General features: G+C 56.5%; 22 protein-coding genes and 1 other RNA gene. 10 read left to right on the top strand and 13 right to left on the bottom strand.

All coding sequences use genetic code 11. From position 1 onward, the window contains the following. Positions 1 to 18 precede the first annotated feature (18 nt). Both dnaK and grpE read right to left on the bottom strand, forming a co-directional pair. Entirely contained in the window at positions 19 to 1,944 is a 1,926-nt protein-coding gene (dnaK, locus tag KO499_RS06540) for a molecular chaperone DnaK (RefSeq protein ID WP_215982891.1), read from the bottom strand. A gap of 91 nt (positions 1,945 to 2,035) precedes the next feature. Continuing rightward, positions 2,036 to 2,635, bottom strand: a complete 600-nt coding sequence (gene grpE / locus KO499_RS06535) for a nucleotide exchange factor GrpE (RefSeq protein ID WP_215982890.1) — start codon at positions 2,633 to 2,635, stop codon at positions 2,036 to 2,038. A gap of 254 nt (positions 2,636 to 2,889) precedes the next feature. On the opposite strand from grpE, the gene recN reads away from it, so the two are divergent. Continuing rightward, positions 2,890 to 4,569: a DNA repair protein RecN gene (recN, locus tag KO499_RS06530; RefSeq protein WP_215982889.1), complete on the top strand. Its 1,680-nt coding sequence runs from the start codon at positions 2,890 to 2,892 to the stop codon at positions 4,567 to 4,569. 95 nt (positions 4,570 to 4,664) lie between these two features. On the opposite strand, the gene fur is transcribed toward recN, so the two are convergent. Next, positions 4,665 to 5,075 (bottom strand): ferric iron uptake transcriptional regulator, encoded by a 411-nt coding sequence (gene fur / locus KO499_RS06525; protein ID WP_215982888.1) that lies wholly within the window; start codon positions 5,073 to 5,075, stop codon positions 4,665 to 4,667. Between the two features lie 122 nt (positions 5,076 to 5,197). Between fur and KO499_RS06520 the strand changes: the two genes are divergently transcribed. Further along, complete coding sequence (locus KO499_RS06520; protein ID WP_215982887.1) at positions 5,198 to 5,524, top strand: outer membrane protein assembly factor BamE; 327 nt, start codon at positions 5,198 to 5,200, stop codon at positions 5,522 to 5,524. A 2-nt stretch (positions 5,525 to 5,526) separates the two neighbouring features. Here KO499_RS06520 and KO499_RS06515 read toward each other — a convergent pair whose 3' ends face one another. From KO499_RS06515 to KO499_RS06505, 3 genes are all read right to left on the bottom strand, one after another. Then, complete coding sequence (locus KO499_RS06515; protein WP_215982886.1) at positions 5,527 to 5,808, bottom strand: RnfH family protein; 282 nt, start codon at positions 5,806 to 5,808, stop codon at positions 5,527 to 5,529. Then, positions 5,805 to 6,251, bottom strand: coding sequence for a type II toxin-antitoxin system RatA family toxin (locus tag KO499_RS06510; RefSeq protein WP_215982885.1), 447 nt, complete (start codon positions 6,249 to 6,251; stop codon positions 5,805 to 5,807). The genes KO499_RS06515 and KO499_RS06510 overlap by 4 nt, the downstream gene beginning before the upstream one ends. 73 nt (positions 6,252 to 6,324) lie before the next feature. Beyond that, positions 6,325 to 7,950: a sodium-dependent transporter gene (locus KO499_RS06505; protein WP_215982884.1), complete on the bottom strand. Its 1,626-nt coding sequence runs from the start codon at positions 7,948 to 7,950 to the stop codon at positions 6,325 to 6,327. Positions 7,951 to 8,150: 200 nt separating this feature from the next. On the opposite strand from KO499_RS06505, the gene smpB reads away from it, so the two are divergent. From smpB to ssrA, 3 genes are all read left to right on the top strand, one after another. Beyond that, positions 8,151 to 8,630, top strand: a complete 480-nt coding sequence (smpB, locus tag KO499_RS06500; RefSeq protein WP_215982883.1) for an SsrA-binding protein SmpB — start codon at positions 8,151 to 8,153, stop codon at positions 8,628 to 8,630. Positions 8,631 to 8,770: 140 nt separating this feature from the next. Continuing rightward, a complete protein-coding gene (locus tag KO499_RS06495) occupies positions 8,771 to 10,189 on the top strand; it encodes a WS/DGAT/MGAT family O-acyltransferase (protein WP_215982882.1) in 1,419 nt (472 codons plus the stop codon). Between the two features lie 89 nt (positions 10,190 to 10,278). Continuing rightward, positions 10,279 to 10,644, top strand: a transfer-messenger RNA (tmRNA) gene (gene ssrA, locus KO499_RS06490). 68 nt (positions 10,645 to 10,712) lie between these two features. Here the strand turns inward: ssrA and KO499_RS06485 are convergent. Next, positions 10,713 to 11,534 (bottom strand): substrate-binding periplasmic protein, encoded by an 822-nt coding sequence (locus tag KO499_RS06485; protein ID WP_215982881.1) that lies wholly within the window; start codon positions 11,532 to 11,534, stop codon positions 10,713 to 10,715. A 244-nt stretch (positions 11,535 to 11,778) separates the two neighbouring features. On the opposite strand from KO499_RS06485, the gene KO499_RS06480 reads away from it, so the two are divergent. The 3 genes from KO499_RS06480 (at position 11,779) to KO499_RS06470 (ending at position 14,207) form a co-directional block, all read left to right on the top strand. Continuing rightward, the gene (locus tag KO499_RS06480; RefSeq protein WP_215982880.1) at positions 11,779 to 12,375 is read left to right on the top strand and encodes an exopolysaccharide biosynthesis protein; all 597 of its coding nucleotides are present in this window, start codon (positions 11,779 to 11,781) and stop codon (positions 12,373 to 12,375) included. Positions 12,376 to 12,443: 68 nt separating this feature from the next. Next, positions 12,444 to 13,100, top strand: coding sequence for an SDR family NAD(P)-dependent oxidoreductase (locus tag KO499_RS06475; protein WP_215982879.1), 657 nt, complete (start codon positions 12,444 to 12,446; stop codon positions 13,098 to 13,100). 219 nt (positions 13,101 to 13,319) lie between these two features. Then, entirely contained in the window at positions 13,320 to 14,207 is an 888-nt protein-coding gene (locus KO499_RS06470; RefSeq protein ID WP_215982878.1) for a chemotaxis protein, read from the top strand. Here KO499_RS06470 and KO499_RS06465 read toward each other — a convergent pair. The 5 genes from KO499_RS06465 to mqo all read right to left on the bottom strand — a co-directional run bounded on the left by KO499_RS06465 (position 14,204) and on the right by mqo (position 21,792). Next, positions 14,204 to 15,067 (bottom strand): hypothetical protein, encoded by an 864-nt coding sequence (locus KO499_RS06465; RefSeq protein WP_215982877.1) that lies wholly within the window; start codon positions 15,065 to 15,067, stop codon positions 14,204 to 14,206. The two genes, KO499_RS06470 and KO499_RS06465, sit on opposite strands and share 4 nt — an antisense overlap. 46 nt (positions 15,068 to 15,113) lie before the next feature. Further along, positions 15,114 to 16,784, bottom strand: a complete 1,671-nt coding sequence (locus tag KO499_RS06460; protein ID WP_215982876.1) for an acetolactate synthase large subunit — start codon at positions 16,782 to 16,784, stop codon at positions 15,114 to 15,116. A gap of 57 nt (positions 16,785 to 16,841) precedes the next feature. Next, positions 16,842 to 18,866 carry a hypothetical protein gene (locus KO499_RS06455; protein WP_215982875.1) on the bottom strand — a complete coding sequence of 675 codons (2,025 nt, stop codon included), beginning with the start codon at positions 18,864 to 18,866 and terminating at the stop codon, positions 16,842 to 16,844. Between the two features lie 55 nt (positions 18,867 to 18,921). Further along, positions 18,922 to 20,154: an ATP-grasp domain-containing protein gene (locus tag KO499_RS06450; RefSeq protein ID WP_215982874.1), complete on the bottom strand. Its 1,233-nt coding sequence runs from the start codon at positions 20,152 to 20,154 to the stop codon at positions 18,922 to 18,924. A 156-nt stretch (positions 20,155 to 20,310) separates the two neighbouring features. Then, positions 20,311 to 21,792, bottom strand: coding sequence for a malate dehydrogenase (quinone) (gene mqo / locus KO499_RS06445; protein ID WP_215982873.1), 1,482 nt, complete (start codon positions 21,790 to 21,792; stop codon positions 20,311 to 20,313). Between the two features lie 323 nt (positions 21,793 to 22,115). Between mqo and nhaD the strand changes: the two genes are divergently transcribed. Both nhaD and KO499_RS06435 read left to right on the top strand, forming a co-directional pair. Further along, positions 22,116 to 23,366, top strand: a complete 1,251-nt coding sequence (gene nhaD / locus KO499_RS06440) for a sodium:proton antiporter NhaD (protein WP_215982872.1) — start codon at positions 22,116 to 22,118, stop codon at positions 23,364 to 23,366. A gap of 9 nt (positions 23,367 to 23,375) precedes the next feature. Continuing rightward, entirely contained in the window at positions 23,376 to 24,359 is a 984-nt protein-coding gene (locus KO499_RS06435; RefSeq protein ID WP_215982871.1) for a calcium/sodium antiporter, read from the top strand. A 26-nt stretch (positions 24,360 to 24,385) separates the two neighbouring features. Here the strand turns inward: KO499_RS06435 and KO499_RS06430 are convergent, their stop codons facing one another. Beyond that, on the bottom strand, positions 24,386 to 25,135 hold the full coding sequence (locus KO499_RS06430) for a lysophospholipid acyltransferase family protein (protein ID WP_416240387.1): 750 nt from the start codon (positions 25,133 to 25,135) through the stop codon (positions 24,386 to 24,388). Positions 25,136 to 25,205: the final 70 nt, after the last annotated feature.

The following is a 25,205-nucleotide window of genomic DNA, read 5'->3' as shown; positions in this document are numbered from 1 at the left end:
GCCTGATGTACGTCAGATTTATCGCTTGTCGTCGTCTTTGACTTCTTCGAACTCTGCGTCGACTGCGTCGTCAGACTGCTGAGCCTGGGCCTCTTCCTGCCCACCGGGCTGCTGAGCCTGATCTGCCTGATCTGCATACATCTTCTGTGCCAGCTCGGAAGAAACCTCGGTCAGCTTCTGAGTCTTGGCTTCAATGTCTTCCTTATCAGAGCCAGTCAAAGCCTCTTCCAGCTCTTTGACGGACGCTTCGATAGACTCTTTTTCACTATCGCTGACCTTATCACCGGCTTCGGACAGGGTCTTGCGCACAGCGTGAACCATTGCGTCACCCTGGTTGCGCACCTGAACCAGCTCTTCGAACTTGCGATCTTCCTCGGCGTTCGCCTCGGCATCCTGCACCATTTTGTCGATCTCGTCGTCGTTCAGACCAGAGGAGGCCTTGATCACGATCGACTGCTCTTTGCCAGTGGCCTTGTCTTTCGCCGACACATTCAGGATGCCGTTGGCATCAATGTCGAAGGTGACTTCGATCTGCGGCACACCGCGCGCTGCCGGCGGAATGTCAGCCAGGTCAAAACGACCGAGCGATTTATTCTGCGCAGCCTGCTTACGCTCACCCTGCACCACATGAATGGTCACGGCAGTCTGGTTATCGTCCGCGGTTGAGAACGTCTGCGACTTCTTCGTCGGGATTGTGGTGTTCTTGTCAATCAGCGGCGTTGCAACACCACCCATGGTTTCGATACCCAGAGTCAGCGGAGTAACGTCCAGCAGCAGTACGTCTTTCACGTCACCGGACAGAACCGCCGCCTGGATGGCCGCACCCATGGCCACAGCTTCGTCTGGGTTAACGTCCTTACGGGCTTCTTTGCCGAAGAACTCTTTAACCTTTTCCTGCACCAGCGGCATACGGGTCTGACCACCGACCAGAATAACCTCATCGATTTCGCCGGCCTTCATGCCCGCATCTTCCAGCGCCACTTTACAGGGGTCGAGACTGCGCTGAACCAACTCTTCTACGAGCGACTCCAGCTTGGCACGGGTCAGCTTCACGTTCATATGCTTGGGACCGGACGCGTCTGCCGTGATGTAGGGCAGATTAACGTCTGTCTGCTGGCTGCTGGAAAGCTCGATTTTGGCCTTCTCGCCAGCTTCCTTCAGACGCTGCATCGCCAGGGAATCACCACGCAGGTCAATGCCGCTGTCTTTCTTGAACTGGTCTGCAAGAAACTCGATGATTTTCAGGTCGAAGTCTTCACCACCGAGGAACGTGTCACCATTGGTGGCCAGCACCTCGAACTGATGCTCACCGTCGACATCGGCGATTTCGATGATGGACAAGTCAAACGTACCACCACCCAGATCATAGACAGCTACCGTGCGGTCACCGCTCTTCTTGTCCAGACCATAAGCCAGGGCAGCTGCGGTCGGCTCGTTGATGATCCGCTTCACTTCCAGACCGGCAATCTTGCCTGCGTCCTTGGTCGCCTGGCGCTGACTGTCATTGAAGTAAGCCGGCACGGTGATGACGGCTTCAGTCACCTTCTCGCCAAGATAATCTTCAGCCGTCTTCTTCATCTTCTTGATGATCTCCGCAGAAATCTGCGGGGGAGCCATCTTTTCACCCTTCACTTCCACCCAGGCATCGCCGTTATCTGCTTTGGCGATCTTGTAAGGCACCATCTTGATATCTTTCTGGACCACGTCATCTTCAAAACGACGACCAATCAGACGCTTGATGGCATAAAGCGTATTGTTCGGGTTGGTTACGGCCTGTCGCTTGGCTGACTGGCCAACCAGGGTTTCACCATCATCGGTGTATGCGATGATCGAAGGGGTCGTGCGATCACCTTCGGCGTTTTCAATTACCTTCACCTTGTCGCCATCCATGATGGCCACACAAGAGTTAGTCGTTCCCAGATCGATACCAATAATCTTGCTCATTGAGTCACTCCAATTCTTCTGAATACTTTTCCGGAGGACCGTACCTCCGATGATGCTGTTTACTGGCTATATTGGCGCTTTAATCCGCTTTTCAAGCCTGCTCATCAATTTTTGGTGCATCTTCCGCTTTCGCCACCACTACCATGGCGGGCCGCACCACGCGACCATTCAGCAGATAGCCTTTCTGAACCACAGCAACCACACTATTCGGCTCTGCATCCGGCGCCGGCACCATCGACATGGCCTCATGATGCTGCGGATCGAACGGCTCGCCTACCGGGTTGATCTGCTCAACGCTGAATTTCTTCAGGCTGGACAAAAGCAGGCTCAGGGTCATTTCCACACCTTCACGGATGGAAGCAACGGCCTCGCCCGATTCCTCGTGACCACTACTGCTCTCGACCGCCTTTTCCAGGCTGTCTGTGACCGGCAGCAATTCTTTAACGAACTTCTCCAGGGCGAATTTGTGCGCCTTCTCAACGTCAATCTCGGCACGGCGTCGAATGTTCTGCATCTCCGCCTGGGAACGCAGCATCTGCTCCTGGAGATCCTGAACCTGAGCCTGGAGCTCGTCCACCTCGGAGCCGTCGCCCTCACTGGACGCGTCTTCCGTAGACAGTGCTTCCTCTTTGGCAGCCTCGAGGGCTTCGTTCAGTTCCTCGTGCTCGTTGCGGTTCTCGTCAGTGCTCATGGCTACTCCTGCTTGGTCTAAAGCGGCCCGCTATCAAAGGCCGGTTAAACATGCGCTCCGGCCGCGGCGAGCCGGAAAATGTCGTTGCGAACGGATATGGGGCCCCGTGTCCAGGTTTCAACCACTAATGCCTGCAATCCCGAAGAAAATCCCGCAGGCCTGTTTGCAAACCAGCAAAACCCTGTATATATTCACAGATACTGTATACATTCACAGTGTCTTACCGGATTCAGCAAGACGCGGAGGGTATCTGCATGCTTACTCAACTGACCGTTTCCAATTATGCGATCGCCGAAAGGGTCGAACTTCAGTTCAGCAAGGGTATGACCGCCCTGACCGGCGAAACAGGCGCGGGCAAATCCATTGTGCTGGACGCCCTGGGCCTGTCCATGGGAGGCCGGGCAGATGCCGGAGCGGTTCGCCATGGCGCCAAGCGCGCGGATATCACGGCCACGTTTGATGTATCAAACATCCCCGAGGCCAGCGACTGGCTGAGCCGGCACGAACTCGATGACAGTGACGACTGCATTCTCCGCCGCGTCATCAGCAAGGATGGTCGCTCCCGCGCCTACATAAATGGCCAACCCTGTCCGCTGAACCACCTGAAAGAGCTGGGCGGCATCTTGATGGACATCCACAGCCAGCACCAGCATCAATCCCTGTTGCGCAAGGACACCCATCGCAAATTGATCGACGAGTTTGCCGGCGTTGAGACCCTCGCTGCTGACACCCGGGAAGCCTGGAAAACCTGGAACCAGATCCGGCAGAAATTGCTCGAACGACAACAGAATGCAGATGAAGCCGAAGCGAAGCTGCAGCTGCTGCGCTATCAGGTCGAAGAACTGGACCGCCTGGCCCTGGACGAGGGTGAACAGGCACTCCTTGAACAGGAGCAGGCGCAGCTGAGCCAAGCCGACGCCGTTCTCCACAACAGCCATCAAGCTGCATTGCTGTGCACCGAAGGCGAAACCAGCGCCGCCGATCTGGTCCGCCAGGCCCTGCAACAGCTGGAACAGCTTCCAGCGAACGTTGCGGCTTTGGCCGACACCATCGAGATGCTGGGCGAGGCCCAGATCCAGATCAGTGAGGCGGGCGACAACCTTCGCCACTTTGTCGAAGACTATGAAGCCGACCCGGCTCGTCTGGCAGATGTGGAAGAACGCCTGAGTGCAATTTATCAGATGGCCCGCAAGCACCGGATCACACCAGAAGAGCTGCCAGAGCTGCACCAGCGCCTGAGCGCGGAACTGGCCGAACTGGATGGTGGCGAAGGCAGCCTGGAACAGCTGGAAGCAGAACTGGCAAACCAACACAAGCGCTTTGATGAACTGGCCGGCCAGTTATCAGAGGCCCGCGCCAAGGCAGCTGCGGAACTGGATCTGCGTGTGGCGGCCGAGCTTGCCCAACTGAGCATGCCGAACATGCAGTTCATCACTCACCTGAACCGCAACAACGACGGGGAACCCGCGCCTCAGGGACTGGAAGACGTTGAATTTCTCGTCAGCGCCAACCCGGGCCAACCCGCCAGACCAATGGCGAAGGTCGCCTCCGGCGGCGAGCTATCCCGAATCAGTCTGGCAATACAGGTTGTAGTTGCACAAACCTCAACCACACCAACCCTGGTCTTTGACGAAGTTGACGTAGGCATTGGCGGCGGCACCGCCGAGGTGGTTGGCCGACTGCTCAGAACCCTGGGGGACAATGGGCAAGTGCTTTGCGTCACGCACCTGCCGCAAGTCGCCGCCCAATGCCATCAACACCTGTTTGTCAGCAAATTCACAGAACAGGACGCGACCTTCTCGAAAATTGAGACACTGGATGACCAGGGAAGAATCAGTGAAGTTGCAAGAATGCTCGGTGGTGTCGACATGACCGATCACACAATCGCCCATGCCAGAGAAATGTTTTCGAAGGGACAGGCAACTCATCACTGAGTCACCGGGACCGAATCTCTACCCCTCTCGATCCTGAGAGCTGTTGGGGCGGGCAAACACCCGCCCCCTTTTTTGTCGCCGCGGCAGCGGCGAGGTTATGACTTGATAGGCTTTACGTACAAAATCAGGCTGTGATCGACAATTTCATAGCCGTGCTTTTCAGCAATCTGCTTCTGACGCTCTTCAATCACCTCGTCGACAAACTCGACAACCTCTCCGGTCTGGGTACAGACCATGTGATCATGATGATCATCGCCGGCCATTTCGAAAACGGCATGACCGCCTTCAAAGTTGTGTCGCAACACCAGGCCCGCTGCCTCAAACTGCGTCAGTACCCGATAGACCGTTGCAAGCCCCACGTCATCTCCCTGATCAAGAAGCTTCTTGTACACATCTTCGGCACTGAGATGATGCTCGGCGGCGGTCTCCAGTATATTGAAGATTTTCACTCTCGGCAGAGTCACTTTCAGACCGACTTTTCGTAATTCGGCGTTTTCAGATGACATGTTACTATTCACTCTTTGGTGTGCCTCACGGCTTCCGGTATGATGAAGCCGCCATTGAACGGTTAACCCGTGTCACACCTGCCTTTGGCAGGCGAATTCAAGATAGAGGATTTCCCCCGGCGATGCAAAAGCTCACAGCTCTCATTCTCACTCTCGTTCTATCCGGTTGCGTTTTCCCGGGCGTCTACAAAATCAACGTCCAACAGGGAAGCATCGTAACCGATGAGGAGCTGGCGCAACTGACCGAAGGCATGCCCCGAAGCCAGGTACACGCCGTTATGGGAACACCTCTCATGCTGAACCCGGTCGACCCCTCACGCGAATACTATGTGTATACCTTTCAAAGGGAGGGTGAGGAGATAAAAGAACAGAGAATCATCGTTTACTACAACGGTGACCAGTACGCCTCCTATGAAGCGCAGCTGCTGGACGAAACCCCGGCGTACTGAGCTCAGGCCTTCTTTTTCGCCCGATTCAGTCTCGCCTGCTTCGGGTCGATTTTGAGAGGGCGGTACAGCTCTATCCGGTCGCCGTCCCGAAGTGCATGTGCGGCCGGGTCTTTGATCACTTTCCCGAAAACACCCATATCAATCGTATCGACGTCTATTTCCGGAAAAATGGCCGCAATGCCAGAAAGTCTTGCCGCCTCCAGAGCAGTGGCGCCTTCGGGCACCTGGACCGGCACGATTTCCTGTTTGTCCGGCCGGGCATAGGCCACTTCCACGCCAATCATAGGCCCTCCTTCCGGTACAGGTCGTCCGCACGACGGCAGAACGCATCCACCATAGTGTTAGCTGCCTGACTGAATACCGGCCCGAATGTCATCCGGGAGAGGGATCCTGAAAACTCGAACTGCAAAGACAGAATGACCTTGCAGGCGTTCTCATCCAGAGATTTAAAGTACCAGCGACCTGTCAGATTCCGGAACGGACCATCCACCAGATTCATTTCGATCGCCTCTGGCATCAGTAACTGATTCTGGGTTGTTAACCGGTGTCGCACCCCACCTTTTGCAATCTCAAGGGATGCCGTCACCTGTTCCGGCTGGCGCTCATGAATCTCCGCCCCTGCACACCAGGGGAGAAACTCCGGGTAACGGGCGATGTCGTTGACCAGGTGAAACATGCGCTCGGCCGAGTGCATAACCAAAGCTGTTTTGTCGATCTGATGGGGCATTGGAACCGATTATCCTGCTTGCAAACACACTGAAATAAAGGTCGCAGACTTCGGGAAAGGAAGACAGACTCAATTACACACTATGATAAAGGATATCGTCCTGATGTGGGTGTTTTTCGCCTGATTCAACGTCACCTTTCTCCTCTGCCGGCAATTCCCGGTCTACCGCAGGTGCCGTCATATCGGCCTTCACCTCACCCTCTTCAGGCTCTGCCGGTGTCACGGGGAGCGGCATGTCCCTCGAAGGCGTCTCGTCATCCCTGGACATCGTGAGCGCAGGCTGTTCGCACCAGGCTGCCACGTTACCAACACCACACAGGTTGGCCAGTGAAAACACCGTATACTGGAGCCCTATCCAGGCGACTACCACAGGCAGAACGAGGCGCATTACCCAGAACCAGATGCTGGCGAACAATTTCGGCGCGGCGCCGAGAATAGTGCCGGAGAGATGCCTGGTCAGGCGCCAGCCGGTGAATATCGAAATCAGAATGGCCACAAGAGGAATCAACAGGCCGCCGGCCAACAACTCCAGCCAGCGGAACATGGTCGCCCCACCAAGCCGGTACTCCGCCCAGACATTGAACGACAGCAGAGAGGCCAGCCCTGCCAACCATACCGCCAACCCTATGAGAAGTACCGACAAACGTCTGGGCGCGCCGGTCCACTCCCGAAACCAACCCACAATCGGCTCAAGCAAATTTAGCGATGTGGTCCAGACAATCAACACCACCATCAGAAAGACGGTAGCAATCACGAATTGGCTCGCAGGCAATTGGGCTAACGTGACCGGCATCGAAATAAACAGCAAACTGAAGCCCCGTTCACCGTCGAAGCTGCTGCCATCGGTCGCAATCGCAAAAATCATCAGACCGGCAATGATGGCCACCAGGGTATCCATCAGTACCACCGCCAGAATCGAACGTTTCAGGCGCGTATGGGGCGCGGTGTAAGCGCCGAGTATGGCCCACACCCCCATGCCCAGACCGAGGGTAAAAAAGGCCTGAAACAGGGCCGACTGGAGACTCTCCCAGGAAAGATCCTCAGGATGCATAACCAGAATGCGATTGATCGCACCTTCAATTCGGCCATGCCACGCGGCCAGAGCGAACAACACAAGCATCAGCACCAGGGCTCCCGGCACCACCAGCCGCAGTGCCCGCTCCAGCCCTTTTACAACACCTTGCGCTGACACCCAGAGCACCAGCACCAGAAAAAAGACATGCCACCCCATGAAGACCCGATATTCCCGGGAGTCGGACACCAGCCCGGCGAATATGCCTGTGGCCTCTGCTTCACCGATACCGGAGAACCGGCCAAGTGCCCCAAGAAATACATAGGCCAGGGCAATGGATCCGAATACCGCCGTAAACGAAAGCACCAGAAACGCCGCCAGAATACTGAGCCGGCCTACCGCCATCCAGGCGCGGGATTGTTTGGCATTGCGAATCAACCCATCCATCGCCAACACAATTCCGTGGCGGGCGTGGCGGCCAACCGCCGCTTCGGTCACCATTAACGGCAAGGTAACCAACAGCACGCAGGCAAGATACAGCAGGATAAACAGGCCCCCGCCATGCAGGCTGGCCAGATAAGGGAATTGCCACAGATTGGCAAGACCGACGGTCGCGCCCACCGAAGCCCAGAAGAAGGTTGATTTTCGGGTAAAAGACCCGATATGTGTCTGATACGGCTTAGGCATTAGCTTCCCTGAGGCCACTGACCAGGTCTGGGAGAAAGTCTGGGCCAGTATTGTAGCCGATGGATCAGGCCGCGCACGAACCTAAAGCCACTGCTGCGCTGAATTCGTGACCGCTCAGGCACTCCTGAGCTACAATGCGCCTTTTTCCGGCCTCACCAAAGCCGGCCCGTTCATTTGTCCGACCCCGGATTCATTGATTCATGAGCAAGAAAAAACCCGGAACGCCGAGCAATACCATCGCGCTGAACAAAAAGGCGAAGCATGAGTATCACATTGAGGAACGCTTTGAAGCGGGGCTCGCCCTGCTCGGCTGGGAAGTAAAATCCCTGCGAGCCGGCAAGGCTCAGCTTGTAGATGCCTACGTGCTGCTCAAGGATGGCGAAGCCTGGTTGCTTGGCTCTCACATTACCCCGCTGATTGCCGCATCCACCCACGTGATCGCAGATCCGACCCGTACCCGCAAGCTGCTGCTCCACGCCAAAGAGATTGCCAAGATCGTCGGCAAGGTCAACCAGGCCGGAAACACCTGTATTCCGCTGGCGCTCTACTGGAAAAACAACAAGGTGAAGTGCGAAATCGCGCTGGTAAAAGGTAAAAAGCTGTTCGACAAGCGCGCCACCGAGAAGGAACGTGACTGGAACCGCCAGAAACAACGAATCCTGCGCGACACCAACATCTGATTCCGACACTGGACTCATTGCCAGATACCTGACGCCGGTCACAGGCGATATCAGCGAGCATGTCGCATACTTAGCCTCTTTGTTCATGATCCCAACAAGCCTATACTTGGGAATTCCGGTGCATGGCAAAGGGAGCGCTTATGTCACCTAAAAAAACACCCATGTCCGCCGTCGATCGGGCATGGCTGCATATGGACACCCCCCAGAACCCCATGATGATCTGCGGGGTATGGACGCTGGAAAGCCCTCTGTCCATGAATCGCCTCAGACACACCATCGAAGAACGATTTCTGCGCTTCAACCGATTCCGGCAACGGGTTATAGACACCGGAGACCGGGCCTACTGGCAGGATGACCCCCTGTTTGACCTGGACAACCACCTGCACCGGATTGCGTTGCCAGGCAAAGCCGATAAAGCTGAGCTGCAGAAACTGGTCAGTGACATGAACAGCACCTCACTGGATTTTCGGCAGCCACTCTGGCAAATGCACTATATTGACAATTATGGCCCGGGCGGCGCGCTGCTGCTTCGCATTCATCATTGCATTGCGGATGGCATCTCGCTGGTACGGGTAATGCTGTCACTAACGGACAAAACTCCGGAACCCCGGCTGGGCAGAATGGCGCCGCAGCATCGCTCAAAACCCCGGCAGAAATCTGCCATCCAGACCTTTCTCCATCGTGCAGTGGATAACGCCCAAGCCGCCACACAGCAAGCCAGCCTGCTTATCCGGTCCGTCCGGGAGGAGCCCACCTACCCTCTGAAACTGGCGTCTACCGCAAGCGCCGTAGCCCTGGATGTGCTGAAACTCGGCCTGATTCCCGGGGAACCCAAAACCGGCCTGAAAGAGCCACTGTCCGGACGCAAACAGGTGGCCTGGGCAGATCCCCTGGACCTCAGCGAAGTCAAAGCCTGCGCCAAAGCCCTGGGCGGCACAGTAAACGATGCACTGCTCTGCACCGTCACCGGGGCTCTGCAGCGGCATTTTTCGGCTCACAAAGAAGCCGTCCCTGATTGCGGTATCCGCGTTGCCGTGCCTTTCAACCTGCGACCGCTGGATCAGCCCATAGAAACCCTGGGCAACAAGTTCGGCCTGGTGCTGGTCACGCTGCCGGTAGAGGTGATGGACCCGCTCATGTGCTTCCGCCAGGTGCAGGACAACATGAATCGACTCAAGCAGTCGTATCAGGCCCAGGTCACCTACAGCCTTCTTGACCTGTTCGGTCGCGGCCCTGACGTCATTGAGCGTCGGGCCCTGGATCTCCTCAGCAATAAGGCCTCTGCGGTATTAACCAACGTGCCCGGCCCGAAAGAGCCTCTGTATCTTGCCGGCAGCAAGTTGGCCCAGCCCATGTTCTGGGTCCCCCAGAGTGGCAACATCGGAATTGGCATGAGCATCCTCAGTTACGCCGGTACCGTGCAATTCGGCATCACTGTAGACAAGGCCATTCATGCAGACCCGAATGCGGTCATGAAGTACTTCCGGGAAAGCTTCAAGGCCCTGAGCCACGCGGCTCTGGCCGGCAGGCATGGTCCCTCTGAACGCAAGGCCAGCTAGAACTGTAGGTACATCTACAGCCCTGAAAGCCCGAATCTTCAAAAACAAACCTTGAAGTCCGGCAAATCGGGCACATATACTGAAGGTAAGGGGACGACATGGCTTCGACGCTGGTGGCGAACCCTTGAGTGCATGTCGAGATGGCAGCGAATCTCGTTAATCCAAAGCTGCAACGCAATAGTCGCAAACGACGAAAACTACGCACTAGCAGCGTAAGCTGCTAGTCGTCCTGACCGGGTCGCCCGTAGCCCGGAAGCAACATCTCAGGACGTCATCGCTTACGGGATGCTCCGTTACTCAGAGCTCACTGATTAACGGCTAAGATTTAAAGAGATCGTCTCTTGCACCCTGACCTTCGGGTCGCTTGAGATTAAATAAATAGAAGGACGCTAAGCATGTAGATCCTCAAGGCTGAGTACTGGCGGACGCGGGTTCAATTCCCGCCGTCTCCACCAACTACCCAGAGAAAAGCCCCTGATTTCAGGGGCTTTTCTCGTTCTACCTCCGCAAAAACCACCGCACATTAGCGAACCGTCAGCGGACAGGGACTCAGGGCGTTCCCGGCAGCCTGCTCAGACTGGCTGAGAGCACACACATGCTGGTTTACGATGGTTTCATAGGTGCCGTCATCCAGCATCGACTGCAGCACAAGGTCGAAATCTGAGACAAACTCCACATCGACCGATTCCTTCGAAAACATAAAATAAGCGGGTTTGTCAGAAATGACGAGCGAGCTGGGCGCAATCCGGTCGTCCAGCCCCAGCTCCCGGATTTCGTAAAGACCGGTTAATTTGCTGGCGATCAGACCATCAATACGATCGCGGGCCAACATACGCCAGAGCGACTCGCGACGAGACAGATACTGAATGTTTTTTTCGTAATCCGGATTCTGAACAAGCGTCGAGTATTCATCGCTGTATGAGACGTCTATCTGTGCGCCGAGCCTGAAATCCGATTCCAGGAGCTCCTTCAGCCCGCTGAAATTGAACCCTTCCTCGCCAGACCGCCGAATAAACAAAAGGTTGGGAGAGACCAATCCAACCACAGTAGAGTAATGCGCATAGTCTTCTCTCTCGGGCGTTCGGTAGGCACCGGAGAGCATATCCACCCTCCCCTCACGCAACTCAATAAGGGCCCTCGCCCACGGCAGCTTCTCCAGCGTAAGTTCACACCCCAGACGCCGCATAGCCTCCCGAACCAGAGCGGCATCAATGCCCACCACTTTGTCTTGCCGAACCATGAAATAAGGCGGTTCGTCATCCCAGCGCAAGGTAATAGTGCAGGCAGCAAAGGCTGGCGTGGCAAAACAGAAAAGCAAAACGATTAACAAAGCGGGCTTGCGCATCCGTAACCACAAAAAATGTGGAGACAGAAAGACCGGGGATCGCAACGCACTACACTCGCCTGAATACATCGCTGAAGCCGTTAAATGAGTGAATGCAAATTAATATAAACCGATATGGTTCACTTTCCTAACGGTTTAAAAAACAATGCACGGGTAATACCTTCGTCATCCGGATTTCATGCACTTGGCGGCAAATCAAGGTAATGTCACAACAGAATAATGATCGGAGCCCCTCGCCAGCACCATGAACCAGCCAGACGACCCAGCCAGCCTCAAGGAACTCCTTAACCGACTTCGTTCCGGCACCGAAGGACAGTCTCATGTATCGATGGCCGACGTACTGAGTACCGTCGGCGAGCGCTCATTCGGACCAGTGGTTCTCATTGCCGGTTTGATCACCCTGGCGCCACTCATCGGAGACATCCCCGGAGTGCCTACACTGCTGGGGCTGATGGTGCTGCTTACCCTCGGACAACTTCTGTTCCAGCGACATTCCATCTGGATTCCCTCGAAACTCGCGCAGCGACACGTCGAAAGAGAGACGCTGGTCAAAGGACTCGACTGGATGGAGAAGCCAACCCGGTTCCTTGATCACTGGACCAAACCGCGGCTGAGCTGGCTGGTTAGAGGCCCGGGGCAATTTCTAGTGGCGATCATCTGCATGACAGTAGCCGCTGCGATGCCGCTGATGGAGGTAATTCCCTTCAGTGCCAATGGGGCTGGCCTTGCCCTGATGGCGTTTGGTCTGTCCATCGTGGCGCGGGATGGACTGCTGGCCCTGTTCGCCATCACCGTCACCGGTGGTACTGGGTGGTTCATCCTCAACAACCTTCCCTGGTAATTAATACCTGGCCCATAGTTGCGACGTATATGTGCTAGTGTGCGGACTCCAACAGCAAGGGGATAACCATGACCATTCTGATTACAGGAGCCAACCGTGGCATTGGAAAGGGCCTTGCCGATGGATGGCGACAAGCCGGCGCTGATGTCATTGCTACAGCCCGAAGCGAGCCCGGCATGGAATCGCTGGATGTGGCCGAGCCAGACAGCATTCTGGCCCTTGGTAAACGCCTTGATGGCCGGCCGGTGTCAACACTGGTATGCAATGCCGGCATCCTGCTGGACCGTCATGAACAGCTGGACAATGGCTACCCTGCAGAGCTCTGGGAGAAGCACTTTCAGGTCAATGTGACCGGCGTATTCTTAACCGTGCAGGCGTTACTGCCCAATCTGAGACTGGCGCTGGCGAATGGGAACGCCCCGAAAATTGCGATCATTTCCAGCAAGCTCGGATCGCAGGCCTCAGCCAGTGGCGGACGTTACATCTATCGCGCCTCCAAAGCTGCCGCACTCAATCTTGGGCGCAATCTCGCCATGGATCTTCGCGAGCATGGCATCGCAGTGGGCATTTACCATCCGGGCTGGGTGGCCACGGATATGGGCGGCAGCCAGGCCGAGGTCTCTGTTGCACAGTCCGTCGATGGTCTGCGCCGGCAGATTGATGATCTGACCCTGGCGGAAACCGGGTGTTTCAAAGCCTGGAATGGTGAGGATCTGCCGTTCTGAGAGATGTCTGAGCGCGCCGCTTGTCCTGACAAGCCGGCGCGTCAGCCTTCTGTCACCATTTGAAACAATCCTTCTGGGTCAGAATTCACCGCAAAGCTGCTACTATTTAAATAACCTCTGGTTTGCCAGCTTGAACAGCTGCGGGCAAACCTCTCACTGAATCAACGTCTTCATCAAGCTCCGGTGGCAGGGGCTTTTTGCCTGAAAGGACCCGATGTTATGTCCAACAAAGCAAAGCAGACCCAGAAACTTCTGCTTTTCCGGCTTTCCGGAGAACGCCTGTTCGGCATCGGGACCCTGAAAATCCGGGAAATCCTTCCGTTCATGCGGCTGACCAAGTTGCCTCACAGCCATCATGCCGTCATAGGCACCTCCACATTCCGGGGCTCTGCCGTTCCGGTTATTGATATGGCTGCGGCGGTCGGCTATCCCCCTCTGACTCCGGAAGAACAGGAAAAAGCCTCGATTATTGTCACCGACATCCAGCGCCAGGAGATCGGTTTTCTGGTGCGCAGCGTTCAGCAGATTATCGAAACCAACTGGAAATCCGTAATGCCGCCACCCAAAGCGCTGGGTAGCAAGGCGTTTATCACAGGGCTTCTGGACGTAGAGGGCGATATCATCCAGTTGCTGGACGTAGAGTTGTTGCTGGCGAAGGTGTATCCGGAATCTCTGGACACCCAGGAGGTGGTTCTCACCGACGTGCAAAGCGAGACCCTGAAGTCCCTGAACATCCTGATGGTGGACGATTCCCAGGTCGCCCGTAAGCAGCTCTCGGATGTGCTGGACAGCAAGGACATCTCCTACCAGGTCACCTCCAACGGCGACGATGCCCTGCAGATCCTGTTACGGGATAATGAACAGGGCCGACCTACTGACATTCTGGTCAGTGATATAGAAATGCCGGGTCTGGATGGCTATGAGCTTGCGTTCAACGTTCGGGACAATCCGGCACTGAAGCAGCCTTACATTATTCTGCACACGTCACTGAACAGTGAAATGAGTCTGAGCTACGCCAATCAGGTCGGTGCTAACGAGGCTCTGACCAAGTTCGACGCCGAGGAGTTGCTTCAGGCAATGCTGCGGGGGGCGGAGCAGGCCGGCTAAGGCTTCAGTTGCTCAATAAATTCATCCGCATCGGCTCGCATCCCTGCCAGTTTCTGCTCCCATTCTTCCCGATAGCGATTCATTGTGTCTTCGCTCAAACGGGTGAAGCGCTCACCGGTTTGCGCCACGGTGCGACTGGCGCTGGCGAGTGCTTCCATGGTCGGGTCGCTGAGACTATCAGCCTGGCGCTCGAGATCGCGAGCCGCCTGTTCCAGAATCACCCGATCTTCCTCCGGCGTCGATTCGTTGTCGTCCAGGGCCTCTTCCACTGACCGCTCAAGTTCCCGCATGGCCTCCTGCAGCTTTTCACCGAACGCCTCCATCGCGCTATCGGCCTGACGCCCCATCTCTTCAGAATAGGCTTCAAGATCCCGTGCCAGTTGTTCCATCTGCTGTTCAAACTCGTCAGACGATGAGGAAAAACGGGCGCTGAGCTTTTCACCAAGGCGGTTGAGTTCGCCCATGATGCTGCTGAGCGGGGAAGGATTGAGAATGGCCTCTCCGGTGCGGTCGTATTCCACCAGCCATTGATCCTGAGAACGAACAAGGTAGGTTACCAACTCCATCCGCTCGCCTTCGTTACCGGCTTCGGCCGGCAAGCGCGTGACGATGCTGGCCTCACGGTCTTCGATAACAACCCGGCCAAACGAAGGCACGGCCTCAGTCCAGCTCCGCTGGTAAGCGTCGAAGGCAGTGGAATCCGCCAGGGTAGAGTACTCCATCACATCGCCGGCATCGTTCTCGGCCATGGCCTGCCAGAACGCAGCCGCCACCTCCTGTGGCGTCTCAGGATGACTGCAACCGATAAGCACGGTCAGAGTAAGGGCGGCAATCAGGCCACGAGTAACGAAACGGATCATTGCGGTGCTACCTCGGGATCAACATCTGCCAAGCATGATACACCGCTTATAGTCTGCCGGTCAGTTCCGCCAGCTCCTCATCAAATACCCGCCGGTTTTCACTATAGTCCACGGGCACCTCGACAAGATGAACACCCCCTTCGGCCAGTGCCTTCTCCAGGGTCGGCCGCAGGTCTTCCGTTCGGGTCACCCGGCTGCCCTTCGCGCCGTACGACTGGGCGTAGGTCACAAAATCCGGGTTGCGATAATCCAGTCCAAACTCCGTATACCCCTCCTGCCCCTGCTTCCACTTGATCATGCCGTAGGCACTGTCGTTGATAATCAGAACCACCAGGTTGAGGCTCAGACGCACCGCGGTTTCCAGTTCCTGGCTGTTCATCATGAAACCGCCATCACCACACACCGCCATAACCTTGAGATCCGGATACAGCATCGAGGCCATCATCCCGCTGGGCAGGCCCGCGCCCATTGAGGCCAGGGCATTGTCGAGGAGCACGGTGTTGTTGTCATAAGCCGGATAGTTGCGGGCAAACCAGAGCTTGTACATGCCGTTATCCAGCGTGATGATGCCATCTTCCGGCATCACCTGCCGCACGTCATGCACGATACGCTGGGGAATGACCGGAAAGCGATCGTCTTCGGCCCGCGCCTGCACGTGAGCATCGATGGCGCCTTTCACTTCCATCAGTCGGGTGAAATCATGCCTGGCGCAATGCCCGCAATGTTCGGCCATGTAATCCACGCTGTTGGCGATATCTCCCACTACCTCATGCTGGGGAAAGTACACCGGGTCCACGTCGGCCGCACTGAAATTCACATGAATGACCTTCTTGCCGCCGGGAGTCATGAAGAAGGGTGGTTTTTCCACAACATCATGGCCAACGTTGATGACCAGATCGGCCCGATCTATTGCGCAATGCACAAAATCCCCGGCCGACAACGCAGCGTTGCCAAGATAGCGGGGATGTCGTTCATCCACCACGCCCTTGCCCATCTGAGTGGTAAAGAACGGTATGCCGGTGGCATTAACCAGGTGCAGCAGCGCCTGAGATACCCTCTTCCGGTTGGCACCGGCACCAATCATGATCAATGGATGACGTGCCTCACGCAGCATGTCACAGGCCATCTCCAGACTTTTCGGACTGGCCGTGGGCCGGCGGGCGTCACTGGGCCGGAAGATATGGGTGTCGGCTTCCGGGGCCTCATCGGCGATATCTTCCGGCAGCTCCAGATGAACCGCCCCCGGGCGCTCTTCGGACGCCAGGCGGAAGGCTTCCCGCACCTTCGCAGGTATGGTGTTGGCGTTGCTGATTTGCCGCGTGTACTTGGTGAGCGGACGCATCAGATCCACCACATCCAGAATCTGGAATAATCCCTGCTTGGAAGATTTGATGGGTTTCTGACCAGAAATCATCATCATGGGCATACCACCCAACTGGGCATAGGCGGCCGCAGTGACGAAGTTGGTGGCACCGGGCCCGAGTGTGGAAAGGCAGACACCAACCCGACCGGTGAGCCGACCATAAGTTGCGGCCATAAAGCCGGCGGCCTGCTCGTGGCGGTTAAGCACCAATTTGATGCTGGAGGTCCTCAGGGCTTCGAGGAAGGCCAGATTTTCCTCCCCGGGCACCGCGAAAATATACTTAACGCCTTCGTTCTCCAGCGCGCGGATAAACAGCTCGGCGCCATTACGGGCAGCGACAGATTTGTGGACCATGGCTTTCCTCTTGACCTGTGAATGGCAGGTGCGAGCAGATTCCCGGATCAACAGGGCTCATTCAGTCCTGGGTGGCTCTGCCTGGAACGTGTCCGCCGGCAGGCGATCCCGCCCCCAGCTGCGATACACACCTTCTGTTACGCTCAGAAGGGCATCCTCGTTCACTTCCGCGGGCTCTCCCCGCTCCAGAGGATCATAGTGAAAGATGTATAGCCGAGATGTGAACTGTTCGAACAGCAGCGACGACTCTCCGAAACGCTCGCCATAGCCAGACGTACTCACCTTGACGCCGTCACCCCAGTTCTGGCCACTGTCGTTATTCGGGTTGAAGAAATACACCCGCATTTCGCCGTCCGGGTCGAGCGCCACCCGAAGAATGGTAATGGCGTGCCAGCCAATGAATCGCGCGGCACTGTCCGTAACCGCAATGCCCGCCGGTTGCGGGTGAATCAGAGGCTGATTGCCATTGTAATAGGGGTGATAGCTGGCATAGAAATACCGGACAAAACCTTCAAGGTCATTAAGATTTCCGGTAGCCACATCCACGTTGATGGCAAACCCGCGCCCTGCGGACCAGCCGTGAAACTCCGGGTTGACCCATTGATGGGGATCCCCCCCACGCTCTGCACACTGTCGCCCCATCTCCGCATAGATTCGGTCCAGGTGCGGCACCACCACCAGAGACACAGGGTCAAGATCAAAAGCCACCTCGGAAGCAACGCCGCCGACACTTTTTGCGGATGACACCGGCTGCCCCTCGAAGTGCATCACGATTTCGTTGTCCCTGGCCGCCCAGGCCACCATCTGTAACAGGTAGTCCGGATCATTGTAGGCCCACATGGACAGGGCGCGGGCGGCCTGACAGGTCGGATTATTCCCCTGGCCAACACCCAATGGTTGCCCCAACATCGTCAGAACACCCTGAATCAACCAGGCACCCGGTTGTGGCTGATAGCCATAGGCCAGCTCCAGCCGTTCCCGGGCCTGACTGCAAAGCGACAACCGTGCCTGGCGCCAGAGTGCAGGCGCCACGGGCGGTTGATACAGAATGCCGCGCTCAAGCAGCAACGCCAGGCCATAGATTCCCTGGGCCGTTTCCGGATAGATTCCTTCTTCGATCAACGTACGAACCAGTTCCCGATAACACAGAAGACAATCCCGTCCGGTACTGGACAAACCCAGCGCCTCACTAAGCAGCGTATCCTGATCGGCCAGGATGAAGCGTATAAAAGACGCGTGGTAGGGCGAAACCAGGCCGGTATCGTGCATGGAGCGCGCAAACCCGGTGGCTTCATTCTGCAGGGCCTGGGCGTCCATGGTTTCAAGTCGCTGCTCGTACACCACGGTTCCGGGATCTTCACTGCAGGCCCGGGTGGGCCCATAGAGACTTGAGATCAGCCGATCGGCACCTCGCCCGGCGCTTCCCAGATCGGCCTGAGAGTCCGCCCGACACAGAGCAATCTGGGTGATCATTCTGCGCACGTCGGTCACCTGAATCGGGCGCTGTTCCAGAATCCGCCAGATTTCTTCAATCAGGCGGTCAATGACATGCTCGTAGCCGATGTGCTGGGCGATGTACTGAACGACAGACTGACTGATCAACGCAAGCTTGCCCTGCTCCCGTTCAGCCTCACCGGTCATACCAAACAGCAGACCGAGGTTGATCGCCAGAGCCTGCGTCAGATAGTGATGCGATTGTTCAGCTGACACGCTCGTATGCAGGTAATTGCCTCTGGCCACCGAAAGCAACCGGAGCTCGCTGAAGGCTTCAATGACGACGGTGTCGGCATTCTGGCTCTGGAGCGCGAACGTTGTCAGGGTAGGAAGCAGAATACCGGGTTCAGCCCAGTCGGTACCGTCGAAAACACCCGCCCGTTCAAGGCGCTCGGCGCGTTCCTCGATAACCCGACAGCCATCAGGCTGCAGCAGAACTCTTCGGGCAATATCCAACACACGTGGAAGCTTACCGGTCTTGGCAAAAGACCGGCTTTCTTCCAGAGCCTGGATAGCGTCATCCAGCCGTTGAACCAGCTTGTCGAAATTCACTGCTGGCACTTCGCTGCCCGGTTGGCGATCGTTCAAACGATATTCCTCAGGGCCTGGCACCAAACCCGTTTGTTGTTAATGCAGCTCCCGATTATACATAGAAGTCGAGGTCTTCCTGATGTTTCAGGAGATCCCGCATGACGTAAGGGTCTTCACCGAAGAAATACACCAGCCCCCAGTGGGTCCCGAATGCCGTGCGTTTGGTGACGGTTTCCTCCAGCGGTGGCGTGAGCTCGTGAGACTCGAAATATTCGTGGTTCTCCGTCTCTTCCGGGACTTCCAGCTTGCTGACCACGCGGCGGCGCGGATAGACGCCGAAGCATCCCGCGTACCCCTTGGCATCCACCACTTCTCTGGGGAAGAACGCCTGGATTTCCTCCTCCGTGGTTTTCGGGTCGAAGGCCATAATCATGCCCTGATACGCGTTGAAGCCATACGCACGCTCAAGCAGCTCGAACACTTTGAACCCCGGCGGACGATAGGCCACCTCACCAAAGTACATGGTTCTGTCGCTGGTCACGAAGTACTCCGGATGAATGAACCCGAACTCGATATCAAAGGTCTTGATCAGCTTCTCGATTTCACCGCGGATCTGATCACGATACTTTTCCAGGTCCGGTGTTGCGGGAACAAACACCGAATAGCCCAGGGTCACGTACTCAGAGATATTGAGAAAGGCAATCTTGCCATTGTGAATCCACGCCTCGACCGCAAACTCCCAGCCGTCCAGGTGCGACTCCATCAGCACGGGAAACTCTTCTTCCGGGATGGTATCAACCTCGTCCGGAGTCCGGATAACCCGGTGGCCCAGGCACCCGGCCTTGTCAAACGCCTTGAGATGAATCGGGTCATTGGGATCACCGTCAAGCTTGAGCAGGGTCTGGTTTACCCGCTTCAGGAACCGAATCACATCACCTTTGTCGTGTGCCTCTTCGAAAATACCCACGCGAATACCGCCCAGCTGGGCACGGCGCTTCATCAGGGCCTTGTCGCGCAACAGCATGGCCTGACCGAACAGCCGTGGCTTGTCCATCAGCACCGAGTTGATGGCACCAGCCCACTCGACCGTTTCCTCAAACAACGGAATGGCGACATCGACGCCCATGTCCTTGAGTGTCTGGGCGATTTCCACAGAACGGTCATTCAGGCGCTCAAAATTCCAGGGCACATAGGGAATATCATGCTCCTCGCAGTAGGCTTCGGCCCAGTCCGGTGCGACGACCACATAACGGCGATCAAACTTGTCGGCTGCCTCAACGGCATTAAGGCTCCAGCCCAGCAACGCGACATACCCTTTCTCAGGATCGTACGTTTGTTCACTCACAGACTCTCTCCTTCATACAGGGTTTCCCTACAACCCTACGCCCACGCTGTGAAATCGCAAATTTCGCCCTCTGCCAGAACGCAAAAAGCACTGCAGCTGCCGGACGCAAATCCAGCAGGCGCAGTGCTTCACAGTTTCTTAGATCGATTAGAAATATCAGCCCAGTTTCAGGGTCGACAGAGTCCGCTCACGAACCTTGGTCAGCAATGCTTCATCTTCGACAAGAGACTGACCGTAGGAAGGCACCAGCTCTTTCATGCGTCCCTGCCACTCCGGCGTCTTGATTTTCTCCGGGAAACAACGCTCGATCACATTGAGCATGGCGTTGGCTGCGGTGGACGCGCCAGGTGACGCGCCAAGCAACGCCGCCAGGGTTCCATCTCTGGACGCGACAATCTCGGTGCCAAATTCGAGCTTGCCTCCGCCGCCATCTACCTGCTTGATGATCTGTACGCGCTGGCCGGCCATTCGCAACTCCCAGTCCTCTTCTTTCGCATCCGGGAAGAAATTGCGCAGAGAGGCCACCCGATCACCATGAGACTGGAACACTTCCCCGATCAGGTACCGGGTCAGATCCATGTTGCTCTTGCTGACCGAAAGCATCGGCTTCAGGTTGGTCGGCTTCACCGAGCCAAACAGATCGAACAGCGACCCCTGCTTGAGAAAACGTGTGGTGAACCCGGCAAACGGACCAAACAGCAACGCTGGCTCACCATTGATAATCCGGGTATCCAGGTGCGGAACCGACATAGGCGGCGCCCCGATCGGCGCCTTGCCGTATACCTTGGAATGGTGTTGCTCTACGATGTCCGGTTTGCGGCACACCAGCCACTGACCGCTGACCGGGAAGCCGCCGTAACCCCGGGCTTCATCGATCCCGGATTTCTGCAGCAACGGCAGCGCGCCACCGCCGGCACCGAGAAATACAAAGCCGGCTTCCAGCTTGGTGAGTTCTCCGGTCTTCTGGTTTTTAACCCGAACTTTCCAGCGGCCGTTGTCTCTCTGATCAATGTAGTGCACCGGTGAACTGAGCATCAGCTCAAAGTTCGGCTGAGTTTCCAGCCACTCCACCATGCTGCGGGTGAGGGAGCCAAAATCCACATCCGAACCGTGCTTGATCCGGGTCCCGGCCACACGCTGCATCGGATCCCGGTTATTCACGATCAGCGGCATCCACTCTTCGAGATCTTTCGGGGACTCGGTGTATTCCATGTCACGGAACAGGTGGTGCTTGCTCAGGCGCTCATGCCGACGTTTGAGAAAGGACACATCTTTTTCGCCCCAGACAAAGCTCTGGTGCGGCGTGCGGTTTATAAAGCTGGAAGGCTCCGGCAGTATGCCCTGCTCCACGAGATACGACCAGAGTTGCAGGGACACCTCGAACTGGGCGTTGATCTTCAGGGCCCGATCAATGGTCACATCGCCATCATCGGTTTCGGGGGTATAGTTGAGCTCACAGTATCCGGCGTGTCCGGTACCCGCGTTGTTCCATCCGTCTGTGCTCTCATGGGCAACGTGGTCAAGACGCTCCACCATGACGATGTCCAGGGACGGATCAAGCTGCCTGAGCATCATGCCGAGAGTGGCGCTCATGACGCCACCGCCGACCAGCACTACGTCTGCCTGTCTAACGGCCATTGGTTTTCACCCTAGCTAGTGTTGAGCTTTTTGCCCCCTCACGATCAGCAAGAAGGCCTGTCGGAAGCCGGACTGGCGCGAGGTAAACGGCACCGCCGTCTGCTTCCGGTCTGAAATTGGGCGCAATTATCCCGATTTTCAGCGGGATAATAAATTGCGATTGCCAATCGTTATGCTTTTATCCATCTATCTCCGATGTCCGGGACCTTTATGTGCACTTATGAACAGTGGTTTGCTGTGGCACAAAGGTCTAAAATCCGGCCGCATGATCTTTCTGGCCGGTTCCGGCCTCTATTCGGATAAACCAGAACGGGATTCTCCCAATGTCTGCCCTTGATGCGACTTTGATTATCTTCGCGGTTCTTGCACTGCTCGGCGTTATATTTGAAGAAGTGATCCACATTAACAAGGCCAAGATAACACTGTTATTTGGCACCATGAGCTGGATACTGCTGTTCCTGTTCAGTGGCTCTGATCACGAAACGGCTGCCATCTCCGCCGGCCTGTCCGAGAGCATTGCCGAAATCGCGGGATTATGGCTGTTTCTGGTTGCCGCCATGACCTTCGTCGCTTACCTGAACAAGAAGGGCATGATCGAAAACGTGATCTACCTGATCATGCCGAAACAGGTGAGCGAACGGCGACTCCTGTTTCTGACCGGCCTTTTCTGCTTCATTTTCTCCTCTCTGGCAGACAATATCACCGCCACTTTAGTCTCATGCTCGCTGATTCTCTCCCTGGATCTTGAACTGAAAAAACGCATCCAGTTTGTGACTCTCGTGGTTTTTGCGGTTAACTCCGGGGGCGTTTCCCTGATTACCGGCGACGTCACTACCCTAATGATTTTCCTGGAAAAAAAGGTAGAGATACTGACGTTGCTGACCCTGGCAATTCCCGCTTCGATCACCGTCTTTATCCTTGCTGTTTTCCTCTCACGCGGACTGACAGGAACCGTGACACTCAGGGCCAACACCACCCCGGTTCGACGGGTGGATGCAGTCATCAGCGGCCTGTTTTTGTTAACAATCCTGAGCACCATTGCCGGCAATGCGTTGTTCGCAATTCCGCCGGTTCTGACCTTCCTGTTCGGACTTTCCATCATGTTCCTGGTGTCGCGATTCATGAGCGACGACTCCGATCTGGACCCGATACTGGAGTACATCCGCATTATCGAGTTCGAGACCTTGCTGTTCTTTCTCGGCATCCTGCTGCTGGTGGGCATGCTCAAGGAGATTCATGCACTGGATTCCCTGGTTGCCATCTACGATGTCCTGCCACCGCTGTACGCCAACTATCTGATGGGGATCTTCTCGGCAGTTATCGATAACGTGCCTCTGACGGCAGCCCTGCTGAAAGCGGGTATCGACATGAGTCCCGGCGAATGGATGGGCCTGACCTACGCTGTAGGCGTGGGAGGATCCCTGCTGGTTATCGGCTCTGCGGCCGGTATAGTGGCGATGAGCAAGATACCGGGGCTGACCTTTGCCGCCTATATGCGGTATCTTGCACACCTCCTGGCAGCCTACACCCTTGGCTATGCCGGAGTTTTCATGCTCGGACGCTTTATTAACTGAGGTCTATCTATGCTGATGGCATTTGGCGCGATTATCGCCGGCCTGGTACTTCTGGTCTGGAGTGCCGACAAGTTTGTGGAGGGCGCTGCGGCGACCGCCAAACACCTGGGCATGCCCACCCTGCTGATTGGCATGGTGATTATCGGTTTCGGCACCTCGGCCCCGGAACTGGCAGTTTCTGCCATGGCTGCCTCTGACGGCAATCCCGGTCTGGCGCTGGGTAACGGCTATGGCTCCAACATTACCAACATTGCGCTGATTGTCGGCCTGACCGCCATCATCGCGCCCATCGCCGTCCACTCCCAGGTGATCCGCAAAGAGCTGCCGCTACTGATCGTGCTCACTCTCATTGCCGGCGCCCAACTGCTCGACGGACACCTTTCCCGCATGGATGGCTGGGTATTGCTGGCCGTATTCACGGCGGTTATGGGCTGGTCTATCTATCAGGGCCTGAAAGGCAAGGCGGACCCCCTCGCCGGCGAGGCCGATGCTGAGATCATCGCTCACCCCATGCCCCTCAAAACCGCCATTATCTGGCTGGTGGTCGGGCTGCTACTGCTGATCATCAGCTCCCGCATGCTGGTGTGGGGCGCAGTCACGATTGCCCAGAGTCTTGGCGTCAGCGATCTCGTTATCGGCCTGACCATCGTAGCCATCGGCACATCCCTGCCAGAACTTGCGTCAGCCCTCGCAGCGGTCAAAAAGAACGAGCATGACCTGATTCTGGGCAACATTGTGGGCTCAGGCATCTTCAACACTCTGGCCGTTGTGGGCCTGGCGGCCGTTATCGAGCCTCTTGCCGTGGATCCGGAAGTACTTTACCGGGACTGGACTCTGATGCTGGCCCTGACCGTGGGGTTGTTCCTTATGGGCTTCGGCCTTACCGGCTGGCGCAAGCTGGTGAGCCGGATAGATGGCAGCATGCTGTTGCTGGTGTACCTTGCCTACACCGGTTATTTGCTATCCACTGTGGTCGCTGCAGGCACTGCCTGATTCTGGGTATCTGATTGGCGGCGAAGCTACCCGGCTTCGCCATCCCCAAGCAACGCTGTCAATCGTGAACGCACCTCGGTCATGACTTCCGCCAGATCTGCCTTGGTCTTGCCAGCGGTGTCCAGCGGCTCACCAACCCGCACCTCCACAGGCTGCCCCAGATTGATGCGCAAGGTCCGGGCGGGCAAGACCTTATGAATACCCCGGATAGCTACTGGCACAATCACCGCCTGGGTATCCAGAGCCAGATGAAAACAACCCTTCTTGAACGGGAGCAATGTGCCGTCCGGCGAACGGGTTCCCTCCGGAGCTGCCCAGAGTACGATGCCACTCTCCATCATCGCCCGGGCCTTCTCCAAGTCCCTGACCGCGCGCTGCCGGTTAGACCTGTCTACGGAAGGGAATTCCGCCGCCCGCATGGCCTGACCTAGCAGGGGAATGCGGAAAAGCTCCCTCTTGGCCAGCATGCGAATAGAACCCGGCAGCGAAACAAAGGTCACGGGAATGTCGTAATGACTGGCGTGGGTACACAGGATGATGTATCGCCGGCCATCGCTGAAATCCGGCACCTGCCCACGCACTGTCAGGCTGGCACGGACCAGTCGTAACAACGACGCCGACCACTCGCGACAATATTGATCAACGATGGGCCGATTTAACCGACCGAAGAGCGCCCTCAGCAAAACCAGCAGGGAGAAGAGTGCCGTCAGTCCGACACTTCCCAGGACAACGCCCAGCCTTCGGAGCAGCGTTGCCGACTCCGTTAGCGGACTCATGTTCAGTTTAATCAATTCGAGGCTCCAAACCCGGACTATCGGCGACCCGACACGCTGCACACAGCGTATC

The sequence above is a fragment of the Marinobacter sp. F3R08 genome, assembly GCF_018860425.1.
Lineage (GTDB): Bacteria > Pseudomonadota > Gammaproteobacteria > Pseudomonadales > Oleiphilaceae > Marinobacter.
This window is presented reverse-complemented; position numbering and strand designations above follow the sequence as displayed.

Bases quoted from the DNA above. Each gene is read 5' to 3' on its own strand.
- KO499_RS06460 (WP_215982876.1), bottom strand. From the start codon at position 16,784: ATGGTCCACAAATCTGTCGCTGCCCGTAATGGCGCCGAGCTGTTTATC.
- nhaD (WP_215982872.1), top strand. From the start codon at position 22,116: ATGTCTGCCCTTGATGCGACTTTGATTATCTTCGCGGTTCTTGCACTG.
- fur (WP_215982888.1), bottom strand. From the start codon at position 5,075: ATGTCATCTGAAAACGCCGAATTACGAAAAGTCGGTCTGAAAGTGACT.
- KO499_RS06475 (WP_215982879.1), top strand. From the start codon at position 12,444: ATGACCATTCTGATTACAGGAGCCAACCGTGGCATTGGAAAGGGCCTT.
- grpE (WP_215982890.1), bottom strand. From the start codon at position 2,635: ATGAGCACTGACGAGAACCGCAACGAGCACGAGGAACTGAACGAAGCC.
- KO499_RS06465 (WP_215982877.1), bottom strand. From the start codon at position 15,067: ATGATCCGTTTCGTTACTCGTGGCCTGATTGCCGCCCTTACTCTGACC.
- dnaK (WP_215982891.1), bottom strand. From the start codon at position 1,944: ATGAGCAAGATTATTGGTATCGATCTGGGAACGACTAACTCTTGTGTG.
- KO499_RS06480 (WP_215982880.1), top strand. From the start codon at position 11,779: ATGAACCAGCCAGACGACCCAGCCAGCCTCAAGGAACTCCTTAACCGA.
- KO499_RS06430 (WP_416240387.1), bottom strand. From the start codon at position 25,135: ATGAGTCCGCTAACGGAGTCGGCAACGCTGCTCCGAAGGCTGGGCGTT.
- KO499_RS06470 (WP_215982878.1), top strand. From the start codon at position 13,320: ATGTCCAACAAAGCAAAGCAGACCCAGAAACTTCTGCTTTTCCGGCTT.
- KO499_RS06495 (WP_215982882.1), top strand. From the start codon at position 8,771: ATGTCACCTAAAAAAACACCCATGTCCGCCGTCGATCGGGCATGGCTG.
- mqo (WP_215982873.1), bottom strand. From the start codon at position 21,792: ATGGCCGTTAGACAGGCAGACGTAGTGCTGGTCGGCGGTGGCGTCATG.
- KO499_RS06515 (WP_215982886.1), bottom strand. From the start codon at position 5,808: ATGATTGGCGTGGAAGTGGCCTATGCCCGGCCGGACAAACAGGAAATC.
- smpB (WP_215982883.1), top strand. From the start codon at position 8,151: ATGAGCAAGAAAAAACCCGGAACGCCGAGCAATACCATCGCGCTGAAC.
- KO499_RS06505 (WP_215982884.1), bottom strand. From the start codon at position 7,950: ATGCCTAAGCCGTATCAGACACATATCGGGTCTTTTACCCGAAAATCA.
- KO499_RS06510 (WP_215982885.1), bottom strand. From the start codon at position 6,251: ATGCCCCATCAGATCGACAAAACAGCTTTGGTTATGCACTCGGCCGAG.
- KO499_RS06435 (WP_215982871.1), top strand. From the start codon at position 23,376: ATGCTGATGGCATTTGGCGCGATTATCGCCGGCCTGGTACTTCTGGTC.
- KO499_RS06520 (WP_215982887.1), top strand. From the start codon at position 5,198: ATGCAAAAGCTCACAGCTCTCATTCTCACTCTCGTTCTATCCGGTTGC.
- KO499_RS06485 (WP_215982881.1), bottom strand. From the start codon at position 11,534: ATGCGCAAGCCCGCTTTGTTAATCGTTTTGCTTTTCTGTTTTGCCACG.
- recN (WP_215982889.1), top strand. From the start codon at position 2,890: ATGCTTACTCAACTGACCGTTTCCAATTATGCGATCGCCGAAAGGGTC.